Consider the following 25,199-nt stretch of genomic DNA (forward strand, 5'->3'; position numbering starts at 1 on the left):
ATTAAAATTTAAATTACTGATTTATAAGACTCTAATTCTTTAATAAAAAAACTCGGTTTTATACCTGTTTGTTTAAAAAAAGCAGTCGAAAAAGATTCTGCATTATTAAAACCGAATTCATTTGCTAGAGCATTAATACTATATTTTCGAAGTTTATTGTTCTCTTGTAAAATTTTAACTGCATAATCGATTCGCAAATCATTGATGTATTGTGAAAAACTTTTTTCTTTAAACTCATTTACAATTTTAGATAAATATCGGGTGTTTGTTTCAAATTCTTTTGAGATAAATTGAATAGAAACTATTGGATTAAGATAACCTTTTTGTTTTTCAAAAACACTTAATTTATGCATGATTTGTTCTACCACGTCATCTCCTATTCCTATTGATTGTTTTTTTTGCTTTTTTACTTCTGTTTTAATCTCATTGTATAAAATTTCTGTAGCACTTTCTTTTGAATCAGCAATAATTTTTTCAAATCGTAATTTATATTTTTTTGTTGTCTGTCTTTGATGAATAATATAAAAAAATAAAAACAGAGCCAAAACAGTCAATATTGAGGCAATCCAAAATGCAAATGCATTTTTTCCTTTCAAGGATTGTATTAAACTTTCTTTATTTTTTAATAAATTAGGAATTTCATATTTTTTCCTAATAATTTTATCTAGCTTTTTATATTTTTTTTGATTAGAGCTATCTATACACATCAAAGTATTCAAATATTTTAATTGTAATTCTTTATTCCCAATTGTTTTATAATGTTCAATTAGAAAATCATACCCATCCGTAAATTCAGGATAAATTATTTGTTCTTTCTGATACACAGAATCCACTGTAATATAATTTTTGAGGGCAGCAACCTTATTACCTATATTTTCATTTACTTTACCTAAGTAATAATATCCCGCAAGAATATTTATTTTATTTTTATATTCAATCATTTTAGGCAGAGCCTTCTTTAAACTATCTATAGCAATCGTATATTTTTTTTTCAATATTAGGTTCGCTCCTTCATTTAGTACGAATAGATATTTTGCCTCCTCATTTTTTGTTATTACTGAATTTTGATAACCTAACCTGTTATAATATGTTGAAGAATCTACAGCCTGTATTGCTTTAAAAGCATCAGCTAAATCAAACAAAGTTTGATTATAGCAATAAGAATAATCAGTATTTTTTAAATCTTTCGTTTTGTAATACTTATAACATTGTTTGTAAATAGATAGTGCTTCATCAACATCTCCTAATTCTTCAGATTTAAGTTCTGCAATATCTAATTTTATTTTATAATAAAAATCTAAATTAGTATTCTTAACAATATTTTCAGCAAGAATATAATTCTGAATAGCCTCGTCATATTTATATATTCTTCTGAGTAAGTAGGCTTTTTCTCTATAGGCATTTTGCGGAAAACTTTTATCATTAGAATTAATAGAGTACTTAATCACACTATCCAGATACTTTATGGCTCTTTTAGGGTTATTTTCATAATAAAGTAAACCTAAATAGTAGTAACCTCTTGCAATTCCAATTTTATTTTTTTCTTTTATCCCTTTCTTTATAAATGTATTTGCTAACAAGTTTTTCTCAAAATCCGTTTTAGAAACATTAAAATAAATGGTCTTTAATTTATCATAAGATAAATTATCTAACTTATTATTAGACTTTTGCGAGTATACTATATTTGTGAATAAAAAATAAAAAATAAAAACTTTCTTAAAAATAAATCTCATAATTTAAATTATAATAAATTTTACAAAAATAAGTATTTATATCCAAAAAAAACTTTCCTTTAAAAAAAAACAAAACTTGTTTATTTTCAAATACTTAGCTGAAAAATAAATTTTAATTTCATGAATTTCGGCTCGAAATTCATGAATCCCAACTTGTATTGTTTGTATTAAAATAAAAACACATATAAATTTGTCTTGTCAAAAATCACAAACTTTAGTACAGTATTATTATAATACATTTTTTTATTTAAATGACAAGAAGTATTAAATTAAAATAAAATTACACATGTTAATTAGAAAATTAAAAATTCTTTTTTTTATCGCATTATTCCCCATGAGTGTTTTTTCACAGTTTACAATAACTGGTACAATAGAGAATAATTCAAATAAATCTTTAGAAATTGCTGAGGTAGTTTTATTTAGTATTGATGGTAATAATTCAAAAAGTGAACTTATTAATTCAAATGGAGGGTTTTCTCTAATCATAAAGAGAGGAAATTATAATTTACAAATCAAACAATTAGGAAATATTCTTTATGAAAAAGAAATTATAGTAAATAAAAATATTGATTTAGGTGTAATAAAATTAGACCCTATAAAAAAGTTAAATGAAATTAGGGTAGTAGGCAAAAAGAAATTGATAGAACGTAAAGTAGATCGACTAATTTTTAATGTAGACAATAGTATTGTATCTCAAGGTATGAATGGTATCGATATGCTTCGTAGCACACCAATGTTATATGTAGACGAACGACAAGGAGTTTCTATTATAGGAAAAAGTGGATTATCAATAATGATTAATAATAAAATAATACATCTAACTGGTATAGAATTAACTAATTATCTACAAACTATAAAGTCCGACAATATTGCTAAAATAGAGGTTATAACAACCCCACCAGCGAAATATGACGCACAAGGAAACAGCGGTATTGTGAATATAGTATTGAAAAAGAATACGGCCAATGGATGGAATGCAAAATTAGGCTCTACAACTAAAAAAAATACATTACTATCTAGCCAAAATGATTTAACTTTTAACTACCAGGCTACCAAACTTAATTTTACAGTTAATGGTTATAAATATAAAAATGGATTTGCACCTATTGGAACACGTGATCTTATAAGCTCAACAGGAGATAATATTCATACAACCGAAAATAGAATTGACGACACAAAAGCTGATGGATTTGATTTTACATCGGAATATAAGATAAACAATAAGTCTGATATGAGCATGATGTTTGAATCGTATAAATCTAGTTATAATATGGATTCAGATAACACAAGTGTATATGACATTATGAATAGTACATCCTATCAACTCAGTACAAATTCTCAACAAAGATGGAAAACTCCTTCACTCACGCTCGATTTATTTTATGATCTTAAATTAGATACTTTGGGTAAAAAAGTAAGCTTATCTGGAAACTTTTCAAAAAGTAATGCAGACAGAAACAACTCCTTTCTTACTGTCAATAGTATAAACCCGATATCGAATGATATCTTAACTACTAGCAACATGAAAAATCAGATTTACTCTGGTCAAATTGATTTTACTCTACCTTATAAATGGAGTATGATAGAAACGGGTGGAAAATTTACGCTTTTAGATAATTTATCCTCTTTAAACTATAAAGATAAAATAAATGATGAATATGTAAAAGATTTGACAAAGAGTAATTTCTTTGATTATAAAGAATATAATTATGCATTTTACTTTAGTGCTGAAAAAGAAATTAATGAAAAATGGTCTACTAAGTTAGGATTAAGGTACGAATGGACAAATTCAAAAGGTTTTAACATTAATGGGGATAATTTTAATAAAAAATATGGATATATTTTCCCTACCTATTATTTAAGTTATAACCCAAATACAAACCATAATTTTTCGGTTAACTTTTCTACAAGAATAAATCGTCCTAGTTTGTTTGATATGAATCCTTCTCGTTGGTATTCTAATCCATATATGTATTCTGAAGGGAATGTCAATCTAAAACCTTCAATTAGTTACAACAGTGAATTATCTTACACTTTTAAAAGTAAACTAACTATATCACTATACAACCAGTACAGTGTTAATGACATTACTTCTGTAGCAAAATTAGATGGAAGTATATATAATAACACCAAAAGAAATGCGTACAAACAAAATAGCTCTGGGTTAACTATAGGCTATTATAATACTTTTTTTTCTAGATGGGAGTTATCTACAAATGCAAATATTTTTTATATTAATGCTAAGCCAATTATATCTGAATTAATTGGAATGAAGCAGTATTCTATGACATATAATATTAATAACACCATTAATATTAACAAAACAAAAACATTTTCTGGAAGCATAAACTTTTTTCATAATCTACCAAATATATATGGGACTACCTATTTAAAGAATATATATGGCTTATCTTCTGGAATAAGAATGTTTTTATTAGAAAAAAATTTAAAAATAAACCTTTCTGTAAGCGATATTCTTAAAACAACAAAAAGTGATGGATATACTAAATACGATGGTTATACAGAATATCTTACCCAATATAATGATTATAGAAAACTGTCATTTGGATGCAGCTATAATTTTGGAAACAAAAAGGTAAAAAAGGTAAGTCAAAATAGAGATTTTGAAGAAAATAATCGAAAGAATTAGATGGAAATAAATGATAAAACTTCTATAAAAAATAATTCACCATTGAAAATAAATTGCGCGCAGCTAGGAGTAACTCGAAAATCCTTAATAGAGTAGAGACAAATAAACAATTAAAAAAAATTTAAAATGAAAAAATTTGAAATCTTAAACTTAGAGAAAAAAGCAATTGCTAGATTAAATGACCAACAAATTATCGCTGTAAAAGGTGGAGTGTCTAAAACAGATGTTTGTGTATTTAAAACATCAACTATCAACTGTAATGTAGCAGGAGCTACTGTTATTTCTCCAGCATCAGCAGAGCTATAATTCAATTTCTTGCTCTCCTCTTCTTCTAGAGGAGAGCTTTTTTAAAGTAAAACTTATACTAAGTTAAGTAAGAAAAGAGAAAAAAATATCACAAAAGGATAGATAGAAATTATAGTTATAAAAAACATTCCTGTGGTAATGATTATCCAAATCGGGAAATATATCGTTTGTAGATAGTAGTGTTATGCAAATACCAACACAAGCTATATAACCGTAATCTTTTGCTCTCCTTTATATATGAAAGCTATTTATCGACATTTTATTATAAACTTATGATATCCCCACTTCCTTTTTATGTTTTGCGATCAACTAGTCTTTCTTTGGATGATTTCTTTCAAATGAATGACTTGTTTAAGTCGAAAAATAGTAAAGAATTAAAAATACTTTTTAAAAACGAAAAATTTTTAAATGCTATTTACTTTTCTTCCCGTCCTTTCTATCATCTAGTAAAAGTATGGCTAAAAGAAGATTATACAGTTTGGAATTCAGATGACAAAGTACTAGAAAGCTTATATAAATATTATACGAGAATGTCTACACGATGCACACCCTATGGTTTATTTTCTGGATTTACAACAGGGCAAACTACAAATGCTTCGAGTAATATTACTTTAGCAACTGAACATAACCCGATTTTTAGGACTGATATGTTTTTTATAAAAAAACTTAAAGATGAAATTATAAAAAATAACAATACTCACAATCTATTATATTACCCTAATAATACTATTACTAAAGTTGCGAAAAAAATACGTTATATTGAATGGGATAAAAATTATAGTTATACCTTATCAGAGGTAAATAATAATTTTTTATTAGATAAAATATTACAACAATCAGTTAATGGTTTAACTATTGAAAAATTAATTGAAAACATTTTAGTAGAGCTTAAAGATGCAGATCGAGACTCAATAACATCGTATGTTTATTCACTACTAAGCAGTAAATTATTAGTAGATGCTTTACCCCCATACATGACTAGTGTAGAGGATCCCCTAATAGAGTTAGAAAATTATTTAACTAAATTTAATATTGAAACATCACTGTTAGCAACTATAAAAGAAACACTAAGTTTTAATCAAGAAAGATTAAAAATATCAGAATTGGAAACAACTATGAATCAATTCCAAAATATTTTAGATGACACTCATCAAACATTTCAAATAGATTTAAAACTTAATTTGACAAATAACAATCTTAAAAAAAATATTCCTGAAATATTAGTAAAAGAAACCAAAGAAATTTTAGAAGTACTTCCACAAATAAACAAACCAAATTTAGAAATTTTTATAAAACAATTCTTGAAGAAATTTGAGTCAAGAGAAATACCCTTAAATCAAGCTATTGACCCCCAAATGGGTGTAGGTTATGGGATATATACTAGTGGAAATATTGAAAATAAACCTTTAATTGAAAACATTGATTTCTCTTTTAAAACTTCCAACATTAAATCCTTTGTACCTCCAATAATTAAGCTTGTTTACGAAAAATATCATTATTGTTTTGATTCTTCAAATCCGAAAATCATTCAATTATGCGAAAAAGATATACGGGAAATACCTAAAGAAAATGTCATCCATAATTGGGCTGAAAATTACTATCTATTTGGAGATTTATATGCTCAATCGATGGAATCTCTAGATAAAGGGGATTTTAAATTTAATTGTAAAGGTAATTTACCAACCCCTTATTCTCTAAACATATTAGGTAGATTTGCTTACCATGATCCAAAATTAACAGACATGTTACAAAAATCCTTATCTAATTTAGACTCAAACTATATATATGCAGAAATTATACATCAACCTGATGACAAGTTAGGTAATGTATTATTACGACCTACATTCTACTCTTACGAAATTCCATACTTATCCAATAGTAAAAAAATAGATAAAATTATTTCTATTAACGATATTTATGTAAGTATTCGTAACCAAAATATAATATTACGTTCAAAATCTTTAAATAAAGAAATTCGTCCAAGATTCTCGAATGCATATAATCCAAATAATAGTCAACTTCCAATCATACAGTTTTTATGTGATATCCAATATCAAAATATAATACTTAGGAGTTGGAATTGGTCCTCATTGAACAATAACACTTACTTACCCCGAGTTGAATATAAACACATAATACTTTCAGAAGCTAGATGGAAATTAAAAAAAAATAAAAATTGCAATATTTCCAAATTAATAGAACACCTAAAATCACTTAATGTAAATACTTTTTGTGTATTGAGAGATGGTGACAATTCGCTTCTATTAGATATTGAAAATGAAATCTCGTTACGAATACTTTTAAAAAGAATAAAAAAAGGAGATTTATATTTATTTGAATCCTTTCATAAAGATCACTTTATATCTCAAAATGGAAAAAACCATGCAACTGAATTTATTTTTCCTTTGCAAACCCAAACCACTAATTAATTTTTATGCGTGAAATTTTATTAAAAAAACAAAAAACAAAAAAAGGATACAATCATTCTTTTTTTCCTGGAAATTCTTGGTGTTATTTTAAAATTTATTGCAGTCATCTTGTTGGCGAGAGAGTTATATGTGAGGTTATCAAACCCCTAATTACAAAACTTCAATCAAAAGAAGAAAATTTATGCTGGTTTTTTATACGTTATGAAGATACAGACCATCATATCCGATTGCGTATTGCATCTTCAAAAATAGCAAAAATCACATACAAATTAAACAAACTACTAACACCCCTAATTCAAGAAGGATATATATTTTCGATGCAAATAGACACCTATAAAAGGGAAATTGAACGATACCAAGAAAATAATATAGAACTTTCTGAAACACTATTTTGCTATGATAGTCAAGCGGTGATAGATGTTGTCGAAATAATAAACCACATAGGCGATGAAGATATTCGTTGGAGAACAGCCATTCTATCAGTAGATTATTTACTAAATGATTTTGAAGTGTCACTTGAAGAAAAAATGCAATTAATGGAAGATTTATACAAAGGATTCATGCCAGAATTTGTTGACATGTCAGATCATGAAGCACTAAAAAGATTTAAGTCATCTATAGATACAAAATTAAGACAATACAATTCTCTTTTAGATGAAATTATTAGATTAAAAAACTATGATTCTCTTCAAAATTTCGTTCCTATTTTTAATAAACGATCTTATAAAAATCAAACAATAGTTCCTCAAATTAAAGAAAATATCGTAACAACACAAAAATTAATAACTTTAGTAAAAGATTATATTCACATGAACCTAAATAGGATTTTTCCAACCAATGCAAGAATGCATGAATTGGTTATTTATTTTTTGATGTTTAAAGCTTATTATTCTAATTATAATCGCAATAAAGCACTGTTAAATAAGGGTTTCACATCCTTAGAATAAATAAATAAACCTACAACACATATGTTACATAATCAACCATTGACCATAAACAATATTAAGTATACACTTGATGATATAGAAAATAACATAAGTGTAATTATCGAAGCTATTGATCAAAACATTGAATTATTTGATGATGCCTCTTCAGATTATGGTACTATGGGATTGGCGATATTTTATTTTTATTGTCATCAATATTTTAAAGATGAAAAATATCTTGAGAAAGGAGAACAATTAATCAACCTATCTATTGTTTGGGTATCTTCTATCTCACAAGAAAACTACAAACCCAAATACAAAGGAGATTCGCTATCTAATGTTATTTCTAGTTTTGGAAAAGGATTATTATTTATTCAGTATCATTGGAATTATGAATATAATTTTGAAGATTTTTATACTATTATTGAAGACACTTTAGAGTTATTAACAGAACAAAGTTTAAAAGAAAAAGATTTTGATTATTTTAGTGGGGCTTTATCAGCAGGTCATTTTCACCTCAATAAATATTATTATCAAAAGGATGAAAAATCAAAATTAGTCTTACAAAAAATTTATTCAGCAATTCATGAATATGCAATTTATCATACCCCAAATGAAATATATTGGAAATCATCCGCTGTATATAATAATCTAGTTTACTTAGGGATTTCACATGGCTGTTCGATGATTCTTAATTTTATTTCAAAAATAATTCAGTTAGGAGTTATCAAGGATGATAATTTAAACCAAAATTTTTTAAATAAAGCTGTCAATCTAGTTATGAGTAAAAAAAGAAATATTAGTACCAGTTATTTTCCTAATTTCTTTTCTGACGAAGAGTTTCCAAAAGAATTAAATACCATTTTCGGAATAACTTATGGTGATTTAGGAGTACTTTATGCCTTATATAATGCAAATAAAATTTTGAAAAATTCAATATTAGAATTAGAAATTACAGATATGCTAGTCACATCAGCTGAAAGAAAAATGGATTTAAAATTCACTTATGATGCTGGAGTAATGTATGGCGCCTCAGGTATTTTCAGTGCATTTAAAGAACTATATCAAACAACAGATATACCTATTTACAAAGAATGCTATCAATATTGGTATGGGCAAATCATGGAACTTAGAAATTTGAAAACGAAAGAAAAGGCAGGATATACTTTCGTTTGTACCCCCAAAGATTTAAAAAAATCAATATCTGATGAATTTTCTCTGGGATGGGGTTTAGCAGGCGTAGGAATAAGTTTATTGATTGGTATTGATTCTAGTCTTCCTTCAATAGATGAATTAGGGTTATTAGGAAAGTTAGTATAAAATACAACTAACTAAAATAAAAACTCCAGATACTTGAATAAAAAGAATATTACATAAAATAACACATAAATATGAAGATAGAATTTATTCCACAACGTGATCAAATGGATTGTGGACCAGCTTGTTTATCAATGATTAGCAGGTTTTATGGAAAAAAAATAAATTTCCAATTTTTAAAAGAGAATAGCTATATAACTAAGGAAGGTGTTTCCCTTTTAGGCGTAAAATCAGCCGCAGATACAATTGGGTTTAATACATTTCCCGCTATTTTGAATTTCAAAAAATTAGAAAAAGACTACTTACCTTGCATTTTACATTGGAATAATAATCATTTTGTAGTTTTATATAAAATTAATACTTCTTTATTTTCAAAGAAAAGAACCTTTAAAATAGCAGATCCAGGTCATGGTATGATAAAACTGTCCGAGGATAAATTCAAAGCTTCGTGGTCAGATGCTAATCAAGAAGGCATTGCCTTATTTTTAGAACCTACAGAAAAATTTGAAAGTTTAAATGAGGAATATCAAAAAGAGTTTAATATGTCGAGTCTTTTAAAATATTTAAAACCATTTAAAAAACAATTATTAGGAGTTATGGCATTGCTACTCCTAAGCTCTGTTTCAAATCTATTCCTGCCTTTACTAACTAAAGAATTAATTGACAATGGAGTAGTCAAAAAAGATTTTAATTATATTACTTACATCCTAATCGCACAATTTGGTGTTTTCTTTGGAAGTGTTATTTTTGATATTTATAGAAATTGGATTATGATTAAGGTTGGTGCCAAAATTAATATCGAGATTATTTCAGATTTTCTTAAAAAAATTCTAAAACTTCCAATTCGCTTTTTTGACACCAAGAATATCGGTGATTTTAATCAAAGAATACAAGATCATGAACGCATCGAAAACTTTTTGACATCGCAAAGTTTAATCACTATATTTTCTATGCTTTCTTTTTTAGTATTCTTCGGAATTTTGTATACATACGATTATAAAATTCTACTTGTGTATATCTTTTTAACCACAATCTCAGTTCTGTGGTCTATTTTTTGGTTAAAAAAAAGAAAAATTTTAGATTATTTTAAATTTCAATTGAGGAGCCAAAACCAAGAAAATACTTTTGAAATTATTACAGGAGTTTCAGAGATGAAATTAAATAATTTTGAAGAATTTAAGAGAAGTGAATGGGAAATTGTACAACATAAGCTTTATAAACTTAATATGAGAATTCTCAAAATTGATCAAACACAACAATTAGGATTCGAATTTATAAATCAATCAAAAAATATATTGGTTACTTTTTTATCAGCTTATTTTGTAATCAAAGGACATATGACATTGGGGTCACTTCTTAGCGTATCATTCATTATTGGTCAAATGAATGCCCCCATTAATCAGTTAATTTCTTTCTTTAGATCATTGCAAGATGCAAAATTAAGTTTTATAAGATTAAAAGAAGTACAAGACCAATCAGATGAAGAAAAAAAGGAACAAAAAGCACTTAATACAAGTAATAGTAAGATCGAATTAAATACGGGAATAGTATTTAAAGAAGTATCTTTTCAATATGAAGGACCCAAATCTCCTTATATACTTAAAGATTTAAATTTTGTTATTCCAGAAGGTAAAATAACCGCCATAGTTGGAGCTAGTGGTAGTGGAAAAACTACCCTAATGAAATTATTATTAAAATTTTACCCACCAACTAAAGGAGATTTGTCATTTAACAATAGTAATATAGAAACCATATCTCCAAAAAGTTTACGCCAAAACTGTGGAGTTGTAATGCAAGATGGTTTTATATTTTCTGATACCATAGAGAGAAACATTGCTACTGGAGATGAAATAATTGATTATGAAAAGTTAAATAAAGCAATTAAAATAGCAAATATTGAAGATTTTATAGCAGGCTTACCATTAATGTTGAATACTAAAATAGGAGCTGCTGGAAATGGAATTTCGGGAGGACAAAGACAAAGAATTTTAATAGCAAGAGCTGTTTACAAAAACCCACATTATATTTTCTTTGATGAAGCAACTTCAGCACTAGATGCCGAAAATGAAAAAGTAATTCATGACAATCTTCAAGAATTTTTTAAGGGAAAAACCGTATTAATAATAGCTCATAGATTATCGACTGTAAAAAATGCTGATCAAATTGTAGTCCTAAAAAATGGTCAAATAGCTGAAATAGGAAATCACGAACAATTAGTACAAAAAAAAGCAGCTTATTTCAATTTGGTAAAAAATCAATTAGAATTAGGAAATTAAAATATTAGAAAATAGAAATTTTAAAATAAACATATTAACCTAAAAAATTAATCTACTTAAAAACTAAACTAACAAATGACTGTAAAAGGATTAAATTATATCTTCTAATAGAAAATTATTTAAATCTTAGAAATATAATACCTGTGGATAGGGTTTAAATATTACACTAATATTTAAACCCTATTTAATATAAATTAAACTGTAGATCAAAAAAACTAATCATTTACAATTAACGATGTTAAAGTATTATTCTTATACACAGTGACCACGGCAGGGTTCGAACCTGCAACCAACGGAGCCGAAATCCGTCATTCTATCCAGTTGAACTACGCGGCCAATATTTAGACTACTTAGAAAATTAGATATTTTAAATTTTATAAATCTAAGTAGTCTAACTTTCTAATAATCTAAGAAGTCTAAACTAATAGTTTCTTAACAATACTAGAAATTGTTTTTCCTTCGGCTTGACCACCAATTTGTGCTGATGCCAATCCCATAACTTTTCCCATTACTGCTATTCCCGAAGCACCAGTTTCTGCAATAATTTTTGCAATAATAACTTCTACTTCTTCTTCTGATAATTGTGCTGGCAAGAATTTTTCGATAACTGCAATTTGCGCTAATTCTGGCTCAGCAAGGTCTGGACGATTTTGTTCTGTAAAAATAGACGCACTGTCTTTACGCATTTTTACTAATTTTTGTAGAATTTTGATTTCGTCTGCTTCAGTGATTTCTTCTTTGCTTCCTGTTGCCGTTTGGGCTAGTAATATTTCCGATTTGATGGCGCGAAGTGCTTCGAGTGCAACGGTGTCTTTTGCTCGCATTGCTGTTTTCATTTCGTCCATGATGTGTGTTGATAAGCTCATTTTTATTTTAGATTTTAGATTGCTGATTTTAGATTGCAGATGTTGATTTCAAAAAAATCTGAAGTCTAAACATCTGAAATCTAATGTTTTTTTGCCCCTGATGGAAATGAAAAGCCTTTTTGAGAGAAAATATATTTTTTATTGAAGCAGAAAAGCGACCAAAGGAAGCTATTTCTGGTTTGTAGAAAAAACATTTTGCAAAAAAAGCTTATAATGTACAGCAGAGGATTAGGCTCGACAAATTTAGTGAAAATTTAGATTGTTTTACCTCTAGAAATGACAAAAAATAGCCCGAAAAATCATAAGAAATTTCGGACTACAAGGGTTTGGTTTGAGTTAGTTAATCGACGTTGTCGTGAAGGAACGAATTGTTTGATCGCAACTGAATATCGTCGTTACTATCTGTTCCTAATGACATACGCGATCTGCTATTGTCTATCGAATTGTTCGAAATATCGATTCCCATGCGTTTGTATGCTGGTTCTTTTTCGAACTCATCTACTTTTGATGCATTGTTGTGAAACTTATAATTGAATTCTTTCATTTTACGACGACGCTCTTCAGCTCTAAATTTCAAAGAATCTTCGATAGACATTTCTAACGGAGAAATTTTATTTTCTTCATTTTGAGTTGTGTACTGTGGCGTTTCTATTTGCGTCATCGTAATATTTAATTCGGCTGGAATTGTTTCTACCACTACATTCTCTACTTTTTTAGCTTCAAATAGTTGGTTTTCGATTTCCATATACTCTTCGAGCGAATGCTTGATAACTCCGTTTTGAGTTACTTCGGTCATTGGCACAAATTCTACTGCTTCATTTACTTTGATATCTCTAATTTCGTTTGTTAAATCGAATATTAATCTATCTTTATTTGCAGTTTCAGGAGCTTTTTGTATTGGCAAATCGAATGTAAATGTGATTTGTTCTTGCTCTTTTACTACAAATTGTGGATCGATTACTTCGATTTCTTTAACTTCTGGTGAAGTGAAATAAAAATCATTTACATCGATTGTTTTTGATGAAACCACTTCGAAAGTAACATCTAAATTTTTGATTAATTCTGTTGTTGGCACTAAATCCATTGTGAAATAAGTTTCAACAGGATTTGGTAATTCTCCTTCTAAAGAAAATACTATTTTTTCTTCGACAACAGGAACTTCAATAATTTTTGTTTCTTCAGCAACTACATTTGAGGAGAAATCGAATCCTTGTGCTTCGTATTTTTGTGTTAAATCACGAACAATTTTCTGGTCGTCTTCTAACGCGTGAATTATTTTTTTAGGTTCTGTATTTACAATTTCGTTTTGTTGTTCTACACAAAATCCTGTAGCAATAATGGTTACTGCTATTTTGTCTCCAAGTTCTTCTTCTTCTCCAACTCCCATAATAATATTGGCGTTGTGTCCTGCTTCTGCTTGGATATAATCGTTTATTTCTCCTATCTCATCGATAGTGATTTCGTTAGTTCCAGAAACGATAAGCAACAATACGTTTTTAGCACCAGCAATTTTATTATCATTTAACAATGGGGAATCTAATGCCGAAACAATAGCTTCTTTGGCTCTGTTTTCTCCTTCGGCAGTAGCGGAACCCATGATTGCGGTTCCTGAATTTGACAATACCGTTTTAGCATCTTTTAAATCGATATTTTGTGTGTAGTGATGTGTGATTACTTCGGCAATTCCGCGTGATGCAGTTGCTAAAACTTCATCAGCTTTAGAAAATCCAGCTTTGAAACCTAAATTTCCGTACACTTCTCTCAACTTATTATTATTTATAACAATAAGTGAATCGACTTGTTTTCTTAGTTTTTCAACACCTAAAAGTGCTTGTTCGATACGTACTTTTCCTTCAAACTGAAATGGAATTGTTACGATACCAACCGTTAAGATGTCTCTTTCTTTTGCCAGTTGCGCAATAACTGGCGCAGCACCTGTTCCTGTTCCTCCACCCATTCCTGCGGTGATAAAAACCATCTTGGTGTTGCTGTCTAGCATTTTTTCGATTTCGGCAATGCTTTCTATTGCTGATTGCTGTCCCACTTCTGGATTTGCTCCCGCTCCCAATCCTTCGGTTAGGTTTACTCCCAACTGAATTTTATTGGGTACAGCACTGTTCTCAAGTGCTTGTGAGTCTGTATTACAAACGATAAAATCTACACCTTTTATCCCTTGCTTAAACATGTGGTTTATCGCATTGCTTCCGCCTCCACCTACACCTATTACTTTAATTACATTTGATTGGTTTTTTGGTAAATCAAATGAAATACTTCCAAATTCTGAGTTGCTTTCCATACTATTGGTTTTTATTTATGCTTTATATTATATTGACAATTTAGATTACTCCGCGTTGTCTAAAAAATCTTTTATTTTATCTATATACTTGTCGAAAAAGGATTTACGAATCATTTTTTCGGTTGTTTTTGATTCTACTTTCGCTTCTTCAATAACTTTTTCTGCTTCTTGCTGTATTTCAACTTGCTCTGCAATAGTCGGTTTTTGAATAAGAACTGGTTCGGGAATAAAATTATCCTGTGGCACAGCACTTACTGTATTATTACGAATACTATTCATAACCAATCCGACCGCAGTTGCATATAGCGGGCTTGATATTTCCTCGCTAGAATTTCCTGCTAAATGCTCGTTAGGATATCCTATTCGAGTATCCATTCCTGTAATATACTCAACCAATTGTTTGATGTGATTCAATTGTGAACCACCACCAGTTAATACAATTCCTGCGATTAATTTTTTACGTGGATCTTCGTGACCATATATTTTAATTTCTGTATAAACTTGTTCTATAATTTCTACCACACGGGCATGGATTATTTTTGACAAGTTTTTTAATGAAATCTCTTTTGGATCTCTTCCTCTTAATCCTGGAATTGAAACAATTTCATTGTCTTTATTCTCTCCTGGCCAAGCAGAACCAAATTTTGTTTTTAGCAATTCCGCTTGCTTTTCGATAATCGAACAGCCTTCTTTTATATCTTCAGTAATTACATTTCCTCCGAAAGGAACTACTGCTGTATGTCTAATAATTCCGTCTTTGAAAATAGCCAAATCCGTTGTTCCGCCACCAATATCAATTAAAGCCACCCCTGCTTCTTTTTCTTCTTGACTTAAAACCGCATCTGCCGAAGCCAATGGCTCTAACGTTAATCCAGACAAATCTAAACCAGAACTTTTTATACAACGTCCCACATTTCTGATAGACGATGCTTGTCCAACAACTACATGAAAACTGCTTTCTAGTCTTCCGCCGTACATTCCTATTGGTTCTTTTATTTCAGATTGCCCATCGATTTTAAACTCTTGTGGCAATACATGAATAATTTCTTCTCCTGGCAACATGGCTAATTTTTGAACTTGATTGATTAAAACATCAATATCATGTTCGCTAATTACTTCTTCTGGATTGGGTCTTGAAATATAATCGCTGTGTTGAATACTACGAATATGTTGCCCTGCAATTCCTACTACAACATCTTTTATTTTATAACCTGAATCAGCTTCCGCTAAACTTATTGCTTCTTGTATAGATTGTATGGTTTGTGTGATGTTATTTACAACACCACGAGCCACACCGAGGCTTTTAGATTTTCCTACACCTAAAATTTCTAGCTTTCCATACTCATTTTTCTTTCCTATCATAGCTACAATCTTTGTTGTACCTATATCTAGTCCTACCGCTATATTCTCTCTTTCCATACCCCTAATTATTTAGTACAAACTACTTGTTTTGTAAACTTCAGATTAATCTTTTTATAAGAACTTATCAGAGTATCTTGTACTGCTTTTTGAAAAAACGCTTTATAGTTGTTAAATTTTCTTTCCATATAAATGGTTCTCCCAAAAATTATATCATAACTATAATCTCTATTCTTCATAATAACGCTACCGTCGGTTAAAATTTTCATTCCGATAATGTTTTTTTTCAAAAAATCATCGTTATAAATTTCCCGCAAAAGTTCAGCAAAATTCTCATCATAACGATTGTTAATATCGCCATAAACAAGCGGAACTCTTGCTGTGAAATTACTCGAAAGCGGCATCTTACCTCCTTTATAATCAATGTAAAAGGAAGTGTTTTTGTTAAAAGCTCTAGCGATTGGGATCTTTTGTTTTATAACTACTTTTAACTTACCATCGACACTCAAAAAAACCTCAGACTTTTCGATTAGGTTGTGTTTATTGATGGTTCGCTCAATATTTTTCAAATTTACCCTATCTTTTTGGATACTGAAAGTACCCCCAAAATTATCTATCAACAAGTTATTAACCATTTCATTTGTTACAAACGGACATTCTGAGTTTAAAAATTCGATGGTTGGTTTTGATATTTTTCTGCGTTCATTTCGTTTTGAAGTGAAGGAATACAAAAAAACCACCAAAACAAGAATGGCAATTAATTGAATATTGATTAAAATATTACTTCTTTTCATCTAATGCAATTTTAATTTGCGAAACCATCTCTCCGATATCTCCTGCGCCAATAGTAACAATTACTGTGGCATCCGATTTTTTTAATAACGGAATCAACTCTACTTTTTGAATTAATTCCTTGTTTTTATTTTCAATTTTATTTAGCAACCATTGCGAGGTAATTCCTTCCATAGGCAATTCTCTGGCTGGATAAATATCTAGCAACAAAACTTCATCGAATTGCGACAAACTTTTACCAAAATCATCTGCAAAATCTTTAGTTCTACTAAACAAATGCGGCTGAAAAACTGCCAAAACTTTCTGATTAGGATACAACTCACGAACTGCTTGATACACAGCATTTATTTCCGTTGGATGGTGCGCATAATCATCAATATAAACGAATCCTGGCTTTCTAATTTGGAAAGAAAAACGGCGTTTTACCCCTTTGAATGTTGCTAATGCTTTAGCAATAGATTCGGTTGGGGTTCCGAAAGTTCGAGCCATTGCCAAAGCAAGCAACGCATTTGTAAGATTATGTTTTCCAGGTAATCCGAATTTCAAATCTTTTATATTTTCAGTTGGCGTTTTTACATCAAAAACATACCACCCATTTTCAATTCTTATATTATGTGCTACAAACTGTGAATCATCATTTGCACCAACAGTGATACCTTCTAATGGCAAACCGTTTATCACAAATAACTTATTTTTATCTTCTACTTTATCAGCAAATTCTTTGAACGAAGCTTTTATTGAAGCATCATCACCATAAACATCTAAATGATCTGCATCCATTGAAGTCACGCAAGCAATATTTGGGTGTAAATGCAAAAATGAACGATCAAACTCATCGGCTTCGACCACAGTTACTGTTTTCCCAGAACCTATAAGGTTTGAATTATAATTTTCGACAATTCCACCAATAAATGCCGTAACATCAGCACCACTTTCGTACAAAATATGTCCTAAAATACTAGAAGTTGTCGTTTTTCCATGAGTTCCTGCTACCGCAAGACAAAAAGTATCTTTAGTAATTATTCCTAAAACTTCAGCCCGTTTTTTTACCTGATAATCTCTTTCTAGAAAATAATTCCATTCTGAATGGTTTTTAGGAACTGCTGGCGTGATGATTACCAATGTGTTTTCTAGAAAATAATCTTTCGGAATTAAATCGATATTGTCTTCAAAATGAATTGCAATTCCACTTTCGATTAACTCTGTCGTTAATGTTGATGGTGTTTTGTCATAACCAGATACATTTTTGCCAATAAATTTGAAATAACGAGCCAAAGCACTCATTCCGATGCCTCCGATTCCGATAAAATAGACGTTATGTATTTGGTTTAAGTTCATTTTTTTTAAGTTGCTAATGCTCTGAGTTACTAAGTTTATTTTATCAATTTGACTATTTCGTCAACAATTTGTTTTGTTGCATTTGGCAGAGCCAATGATTTTATATTTTTACTTAAATCTTCTTGTTTTCCTTTGTCTTTTAATAAGGCCTCAAAAACCAAATTAAATTCAGAATCTAATTGTGATTCTTTTAGTAAAATCGCACCATGTTTCTCGACAATGGCTTGTGCATTTTTGGTTTGATGATCTTCAGACACATTGGGCGACGGAATAAAAATAACTGGTTTCCCTACAATCGCTAATTCTGATACTGATGATGCTCCTGAACGAGAAATCACAATATCGGCAGCAGCATAAACAAAATCCATTCTGTCTATAAATGATAAAACTTGTACATTTTCTTTGTCTGAAAAATGTTTGTAATCCTCAAAATACAGTTTACCACATTGCCAAATAATTTGAATATTTAGCGACAATAACCAATCTATTTCTTTCGCAATTAATTGATTTATTCTTCTTGCTCCAAGACTTCCTCCTAGGATTAATATTATTTTTTTATTTGTATCTAATTTAAAATAAGCCATCGCTTCATTTCGTTTTTCATCAACTGAAATTAAGTCTTGACGAACAGGATTTCCTGTCAGAATCATATTTTCTTTTGGAAAAAATTGTTCCAAATTTTCATAAGCCACACAAATTTTATTGGCTTTTTTACTTAATAATTTATTGGTAATTCCTGGATAAGAATTTTGTTCTTGAATCACCGTTGCTATTCCTAACATAGAAGCTACTTTAAGCACTGCTCCGCTAGCAAAACCCCCAGTTCCTATAACCACATCTGGTTTAAATTGTTTTACGATTCCGAATGATTTAGCTAAACTTGACATCAATTTAAATGGGAACATGGCATTTTGCAAAGTGAGTTTTCTTTGTATTCCTGCAATCCACAATCCTTTTATGTCATAACCCGCTTGTGGCACTTTTTGCATTTCCATTTTGTCTTGTGCACCTACAAATAGAATTTTGCAATCAGGGAAACGAGATTTTAACTCATTAGCAATTGCAATTGCAGGATAAATATGTCCTCCAGTTCCGCCTCCGCTTAATATGAATTTATATTGTTTCATTTTATTATTGTTTATTCAAAACTGCATTCATTGGATTATTCGTATTGTCTTCGATAGAATAATTTTCTTCCTGAGAATTTTCTGCCAATTGTTTGTCTATTAGTTTTTGTAAAGCTTCATCTCGTTGTTTCTTTTCGATATTTTCTTCAGTAATTTCTTCTTCTTTTTTGGTCACATTAATTATAATTCCAAGCGCTGCGCATGTCATCCAGATTGATGTTCCTCCGCTACTTATAAGTGGTAATGTTTGTCCTGTGGTTGGTAATAATTCGACAGCAACCCCCATATTTATAAAAGCTTGAAAAATAATAGGAAAACCCAATCCTGCAACTAATAATTTTCCGAATAATGTGGGCGCTTTATATGATGCAATTATGAACCGAATGAATAACATGATGTATAAAAACATGATAGCGAATCCTCCTAAAAGCCCAAATTCTTCGATGATGATTGCGAAAATAAAATCGGAAGAAGATTGTGGCAAAAAGTTTTTCTGAATACTTTTTCCTGGACCTAATCCGTAAAGACCACCAGTTGCAATGGCTGTTTTTGCTTTTTCGATTTGATAATCGTCTTCGCCGGGTTTGTCTGACGTGAAATTTTCTATACGACTTTCCCAAGTACCAACTCGACTATTTTTGAACGCATCTGGAAATGCTTTGACAACCAAAATAAAAGCCGCTAATGATAAAATTCCTACTCCCACTATCACCGCAATATTTTTTATTGGATATTTTCCAATAAACGTTACCATTAATACCATTGAAAATATTAAAGCTGTTGTAGAAAAATTAGAAGGCAAAATTAACATTAATGTAAAGAAAACTGGCGCCCATAATTCCAATGCTGATTTAGATAAAGTCATGTCTTCGACTGCTGTTTTAGACAAATATCTCGCAACAAATATTAACAATGCCATTGATGCAAATGCTGATGGTTGAAAGGTGATTCCTAAAAACGGAACTTGTATCCATCGGCTGGCATTCGCTCCTTCAATCATGGTTCCTTTCAGCATTGTATAAACTAATAACAACCATGCAAAAGGCAATAATAATCTGGATAAACTTCTAAAATAATGGTATGGCACTTTTTGCACTTGATACATAATAACAAAACCCATTATTAAGTGTATAAAATGTTTTAGTAAGTACACGAATGTATTTCCTGTACCATGATGCAAATAAGCTAAATTACTACTGGCACTATATACAGGTATAAACGAAAACAATGCCAAAAGCGCCACGAATGACCAGATGACTTTATCTCCTTTTAAGTTATGTAATAGCGTTTTCATATTTTATGTTTATGCGGTTATTTATTGATTCGGTTATTCGAAAAACCTCGTTACAAATTTTGAACTGCTTGTTTAAATTGTCTTCCTCTGTCTTCATAATTCTCGAACAAATCGAAACTTGCACAAGCTGGCGACAATAAAACTGTGTCGCCTTTTTCTGCCATTTTATAGGCTTGGCGAACAGCATCATTCATAGTTGTTACTTCAATTAATTCATCTACAACACTACCAAAAGCCTCAATTATTTTCTTATTATCAACACCTAGACAAATGATAGATTTTACATTTTTATTTACCAATTCCATCAATTCTGAATAGTCATTTCCTTTATCTACACCACCTACAATCCAAACAGTTGGCGAAGTCATACTATCTAAAGCATAAAAAGTAGCATTTACATTTGTTGCTTTAGAATCGTTGATGTATTGCACATTTTGAATTTTAAGCACTTTCTCTAAACGGTGCTCGACACCTTGAAAATCAGCTAAACTCTCACGTATAGTCGCTTTCCTAATTTTTAACAATTGTGCTACAGAAGTAGCTGCCAAAGCATTTTTTACGTTGTGTTTTCCTTCGAGTGATAGTTGAGATATTTGCATAACAAATGGGTCGTTATTGGTGTTTATATTTATATTATTTTCTGCTTCGAAAGCGCCAAATTCAAATTGTTTTGTTAATGAAAATGGAACTAATTTTGCTCTTGTTTTGTTATTTTTTAGCCAGTTACTTATAGCTTCATCATCGGCATCATAAATCAAATAATCTTCCTCTGTTTGATTCATAGTTATTCTAAATTTCGATGCTATATATTTTTCATATTTATAATCATATCTATCTAAATGATCTGGGCTAATATTTGTAATTATGGCAATATGTGGCTTGTAATTTTCTATTCCGTCAAGCTGAAAACTACTTAGCTCTAAAACATAAGTTTCATGTTTGTCTTCGGAAACTTGCCAAGCAAAACTTTTACCTATATTTCCTGCCAAACCAACATTTAGTCCACCTTGTTTTAGCAAATGATACACCAACATCGTTGTTGTTGTTTTGCCATTACTTCCAGTGATTCCTATGGTTGTAGCATTAGTAAATTGTGCTGTGAACTCAATTTCAGAAATAACAGGAATGTTTTTTTCTTTTAATTTCTTAACTATGGGTGATTTGTCAGGAATTCCAGGACTTTTCATCACTACATCGGCATTTAGAATTAATTCTTCTGTATGCTGTTCGTCTTCAAACTTAATTTTATTAAGAATTAAGACTTCTTTGTAATTGTTTTTTATTTTTCCAAAATCAGAAACAAACACATCGTATCCTTTCTTCTTACCAAGAATCGCCGTACCAACGCCGCTTTCTCCTCCGCCTAATATTACTAGCCTCATCTTATCGTAATTTTAAAGTTACTATTGACACTATCGCCAATAAAATTCCGACAATCCAGAAACGCGTTACAATTTTGCTTTCGTGATATCCTTTCTTCTGATAATGATGATGCAAAGGCGACATAAGAAAGATTCGTCGTCCTTCGCCAAAACGTTTTTTAGTATATTTAAAGTAAGAAACTTGCAAAACCACCGATAAATTTTCAGCTAAGAAGATCCCGCAAATAACTGGAATTAGCATTTCTTTTCGAACTGCAATGGCTAAAACGGCTATGATTCCTCCAATGGTTAAACTTCCTGTATCGCCCATAAAAACAGCAGCTGGATAACTATTGTACCATAAAAACCCAACTAATGCTCCCACAAATGCAGCAATAAAAACTGTCATTTCTCCCGAATTTGGGATAAACATAATATTAAGATAATTAGAAAAAATAATATTCCCCGAAACGAATGTAAAAACTCCTAAAGCAATAACTGATATTGCGGAAGTTCCTGCCGCCAAACCATCGATTCCATCGGTTAGATTGGCTCCATTTGAAACAGCAACAATGATAAAAATTACGATTGGAATAAAAATTAGCCAAGCATAATTCTCATAACCATCACCTGTCCAAGCTAATAATTCGGCATAATCGAACTCATTATCTTTAAAAAAGGGAATGGTTGTTGCGGTCGATTTTTTATCTAACGAAATTGAATTTGATGAATTTTGAGTAGAGTTAATTTCAGTTTTATTTTTTGCAATATTCTCACGAATAGTTACATCTTGATGAAAATATAAAGTAGCTCCTACAATAATCCCTAACCCAACTTGACCTATTACTTTAAAAATTCCTTTTAATCCCGCTTTGTCTTTTTTGAATATTTTGATATAATCATCAAGAAATCCAATAGCTCCCATCCAAATTGTGGTTACAATTAAAAGTATAATATAAATATTATTCAATTTCGCCAATAAAAGAACAGGAAGTAAGGTAGAAAATATAATAATTAACCCACCCATTGTTGGTGTTCCCGCCTTTTGAGTTTGCCCTTCAAGCCCCAATTCTCTTACTGTTTCCCCTACTTGCAAGCGGCTTAGATAACTAATGACTCTTTTTCCGAAAATAGTCGAAATAAGCAATGACATGATAATCGCTAATGCTGATCTAAATGTGATATATTGAAAAACTCCAGCGCCTGGGAAATCAAAATATTTATCTAAGTATTCGAATAAATAGTATAGCATAGTTTAGTTTATTTGGTTATTCGTTGATTCGGTTAATCGATTAAACTAATCAACGATTGAACTTTATTTATTTAGTTGTTCTAAAATTTCTTTTACAATTTGCATATCATCAAAATCATGACGAACGCCATTTATTTCTTGATATGTTTCGTGTCCTTTTCCTGCAATGAGAATAATATCATTAGGCTGTGCTAACTGACAAGCGGTTTTTATGGCTTGTTTTCTATCTGTAATAGACATGTATTTTTTATAATTAACTGGAGTAATTCCAGCTTCCATTTCGGCAATAATGGTTTCCGGATTTTCTGTTCTTGGATTGTCTGATGTCAAAATAGCTTTATCACTCATTTCTGATGCTATATTTGCCATTATTGGACGTTTGGTTTTGTCACGATCACCGCCACAACCTACAATAGTAATGAGTTGTTCGTTTCTTGTACGAATATCATTTATAGTACTCAATACATTTTCTAAAGCATCTGGCGTGTGTGCATAATCGACAATTGCGGTAATATTTTCTTTCGAAACAATAAACTGAAAACGACCTGAAACACTCTCTAATTCTGACAAGAGTCTTAAAACTTCTAGTTTCTCGATTCCTAATTCGATGGCAACTCCGTAAATTGCTAATAAATTATACGCATTGAAAGTTCCTATCAATCGAACCCAAACTTCTTGTTCATTTATTTTTAACAGTAATCCACTTAACTGATTTTCAATAATAATAGCTTTATAATCGGCATACGTTTTTAACGCGTAAGACAATTTTCTTGCCTTAGTATTTTGCATCATTACAGCACCATTTTTATCATCAATATTTGATAAAGCAAATGCATTTTTAGGTAAATTATCGAAGAATGATTTCTTCACATCGCGATATTCTGCAAATGTTGGATGATAATCTAAATGATCGTGAGATAAGTTGGTAAAAACTCCACCTACGAATTGTAAACCTTCAGTACGTTTTTGATGAATTCCGTGCGAACTTACTTCCATAAAGCAATATTCGCAACCGTCTTCAACCATTTTATCTAGATAATAATTGATGGTTAATGAATCTGGCGTAGTATGCGTTGCTTTATATTCTACTTCATCAACTAAAATTTTTACAGTAGAAAGCAATCCGACTTTGAAACCTGCTTTTTTGAATAATTGATATAACAATGAAGCAATTGTCGTTTTTCCGTTTGTTCCTGTTACACCAACTAATTGTAGTTTTTGTGATGGATTATCATAAAAATTTGTTGCCAAATAAGCCAAAGCTGCATTCGTGTCTTTTACTTTCACGTAAGTGATTTGCGACAATAAATCAGTTGGTAATGTATCGCAAATAATCACAGAAGCTCCAAGAGAAATGGCTTTATCTATAAACTCATGTCCGTTTGAAACCGAACCACGAATAGCTACAAAAACATCATTAGATTCTATTTTTCGAGAATCAAAATGAATATTATGCACAGCAACATCGGTTGAACCGTGAACAACTTCGAGAGCGACTTTGTATAAAATTTCTTTTAAAAGCATTTTTATGACAATTCTAAAATTATTGTATTATTTTTTAATATTGGCTGACCTGCTTGTATTGATTGTTTTTTTACTTTTCCAACACCGATAGCTTTTACTTTCATTCCTAAATTTTCGAGTAAAGCGACAGCGTCCATTCCAGACATACCATGTAAATTAGGTATTGATATTGGTTTTTTATTTACATTATCATTATAAGCCAAATAATTTTTGTCCTGAGCCGGATTATTCTTTTTTAGGTTTTTCACTACATTAGTTGATGGTACATCGGTAAAAACTTTTTGCGCAATACGCTTAAAAACTGGTCCAGCCACATCAGCTCCATAATAATTATTTTTTGATGTGTTAGGCTT

Annotated in this window: 18 protein-coding genes and 1 tRNA gene; 6 read left to right on the forward strand and 13 right to left on the reverse strand. The window is 30.2% G+C overall.

Annotated features, from left to right (window positions below):
- Positions 1–8: 8 nt before the first annotated feature.
- A complete protein-coding gene (locus ABI549_RS04835; RefSeq protein ID WP_348075325.1) occupies positions 9–1,733 on the reverse strand; it encodes an AraC family transcriptional regulator in 1,725 nt (574 codons plus the stop codon).
- 286 nt (positions 1,734–2,019) lie between these two features.
- Here ABI549_RS04835 and ABI549_RS04840 point away from each other — a divergent pair, with 286 nt between their 5' ends.
- The 6 genes from ABI549_RS04840 (at position 2,020) to ABI549_RS04865 (ending at position 11,637) form a co-directional block, all read left to right on the forward strand.
- On the forward strand, positions 2,020–4,383 hold the full coding sequence (locus ABI549_RS04840; RefSeq protein WP_348075326.1) for an outer membrane beta-barrel family protein: 2,364 nt from the start codon (positions 2,020–2,022) through the stop codon (positions 4,381–4,383).
- A gap of 126 nt (positions 4,384–4,509) precedes the next feature.
- Positions 4,510–4,689 carry a class I lanthipeptide gene (locus ABI549_RS04845; RefSeq protein ID WP_348075327.1) on the forward strand — a complete coding sequence of 60 codons (180 nt, stop codon included), beginning with the start codon at positions 4,510–4,512 and terminating at the stop codon, positions 4,687–4,689.
- Positions 4,690–4,961: 272 nt separating this feature from the next.
- Positions 4,962–7,118, forward strand: a complete 2,157-nt coding sequence (locus ABI549_RS04850; RefSeq protein WP_348075328.1) for a lantibiotic dehydratase family protein — start codon at positions 4,962–4,964, stop codon at positions 7,116–7,118.
- A gap of 5 nt (positions 7,119–7,123) precedes the next feature.
- Positions 7,124–8,065 (forward strand): thiopeptide-type bacteriocin biosynthesis protein, encoded by a 942-nt coding sequence (locus ABI549_RS04855; protein WP_348075329.1) that lies wholly within the window; start codon positions 7,124–7,126, stop codon positions 8,063–8,065.
- Positions 8,066–8,086: 21 nt separating this feature from the next.
- The gene (locus ABI549_RS04860) at positions 8,087–9,364 is read left to right on the forward strand and encodes a lanthionine synthetase LanC family protein (protein WP_348075330.1); all 1,278 of its coding nucleotides are present in this window, start codon (positions 8,087–8,089) and stop codon (positions 9,362–9,364) included.
- A 71-nt stretch (positions 9,365–9,435) separates the two neighbouring features.
- Complete coding sequence (locus tag ABI549_RS04865; RefSeq protein WP_348075331.1) at positions 9,436–11,637, forward strand: peptidase domain-containing ABC transporter; 2,202 nt, start codon at positions 9,436–9,438, stop codon at positions 11,635–11,637.
- Between the two features lie 262 nt (positions 11,638–11,899).
- Here the strand turns inward: ABI549_RS04865 and ABI549_RS04870 are convergent.
- The 12 genes from ABI549_RS04870 to ABI549_RS04925 all read right to left on the reverse strand — a co-directional run.
- Positions 11,900–11,973: transfer RNA gene (locus ABI549_RS04870), tRNA-Arg, on the reverse strand.
- A gap of 80 nt (positions 11,974–12,053) precedes the next feature.
- Complete coding sequence (locus ABI549_RS04875; RefSeq protein ID WP_348075332.1) at positions 12,054–12,503, reverse strand: GatB/YqeY domain-containing protein; 450 nt, start codon at positions 12,501–12,503, stop codon at positions 12,054–12,056.
- Positions 12,504–12,843: 340 nt separating this feature from the next.
- Complete coding sequence (gene ftsZ, locus ABI549_RS04880) at positions 12,844–14,799, reverse strand: cell division protein FtsZ (protein WP_348075333.1); 1,956 nt, start codon at positions 14,797–14,799, stop codon at positions 12,844–12,846.
- 45 nt (positions 14,800–14,844) lie between these two features.
- Entirely contained in the window at positions 14,845–16,218 is a 1,374-nt protein-coding gene (ftsA, locus tag ABI549_RS04885; protein ID WP_348075334.1) for a cell division protein FtsA, read from the reverse strand.
- 8 nt (positions 16,219–16,226) lie between these two features.
- Complete coding sequence (locus tag ABI549_RS04890; RefSeq protein WP_348075335.1) at positions 16,227–16,952, reverse strand: cell division protein FtsQ; 726 nt, start codon at positions 16,950–16,952, stop codon at positions 16,227–16,229.
- Positions 16,939–18,288, reverse strand: a complete 1,350-nt coding sequence (gene murC / locus ABI549_RS04895; protein ID WP_348075336.1) for a UDP-N-acetylmuramate--L-alanine ligase — start codon at positions 18,286–18,288, stop codon at positions 16,939–16,941. Before murC ends, ABI549_RS04890 begins: the two co-directional genes overlap by 14 nt.
- A 35-nt stretch (positions 18,289–18,323) precedes the next feature.
- Positions 18,324–19,415 (reverse strand): undecaprenyldiphospho-muramoylpentapeptide beta-N-acetylglucosaminyltransferase, encoded by a 1,092-nt coding sequence (gene murG, locus ABI549_RS04900; RefSeq protein WP_348075337.1) that lies wholly within the window; start codon positions 19,413–19,415, stop codon positions 18,324–18,326.
- A 4-nt stretch (positions 19,416–19,419) separates the two neighbouring features.
- A complete protein-coding gene (locus tag ABI549_RS04905; protein WP_348075338.1) occupies positions 19,420–20,709 on the reverse strand; it encodes an FtsW/RodA/SpoVE family cell cycle protein in 1,290 nt (429 codons plus the stop codon).
- A gap of 50 nt (positions 20,710–20,759) precedes the next feature.
- Positions 20,760–22,091 (reverse strand): UDP-N-acetylmuramoyl-L-alanine--D-glutamate ligase, encoded by a 1,332-nt coding sequence (gene murD, locus ABI549_RS04910; RefSeq protein WP_348075339.1) that lies wholly within the window; start codon positions 22,089–22,091, stop codon positions 20,760–20,762.
- A 1-nt stretch (position 22,092) separates the two neighbouring features.
- Positions 22,093–23,322, reverse strand: a complete 1,230-nt coding sequence (gene mraY, locus ABI549_RS04915; protein WP_348075340.1) for a phospho-N-acetylmuramoyl-pentapeptide-transferase — start codon at positions 23,320–23,322, stop codon at positions 22,093–22,095.
- 63 nt (positions 23,323–23,385) lie between these two features.
- The gene (locus ABI549_RS04920; protein WP_348075341.1) at positions 23,386–24,846 is read right to left on the reverse strand and encodes a UDP-N-acetylmuramoyl-L-alanyl-D-glutamate--2,6-diaminopimelate ligase; all 1,461 of its coding nucleotides are present in this window, start codon (positions 24,844–24,846) and stop codon (positions 23,386–23,388) included.
- 2 nt (positions 24,847–24,848) lie between these two features.
- On the reverse strand, positions 24,849–25,199 hold a 351-nt coding region (locus ABI549_RS04925; RefSeq protein WP_348075342.1), incomplete at its 5' end, for a PASTA domain-containing protein.

Source organism: Flavobacterium sp., assembly GCF_039932285.1.
Taxonomy (GTDB): domain Bacteria; phylum Bacteroidota; class Bacteroidia; order Flavobacteriales; family Flavobacteriaceae; genus Flavobacterium.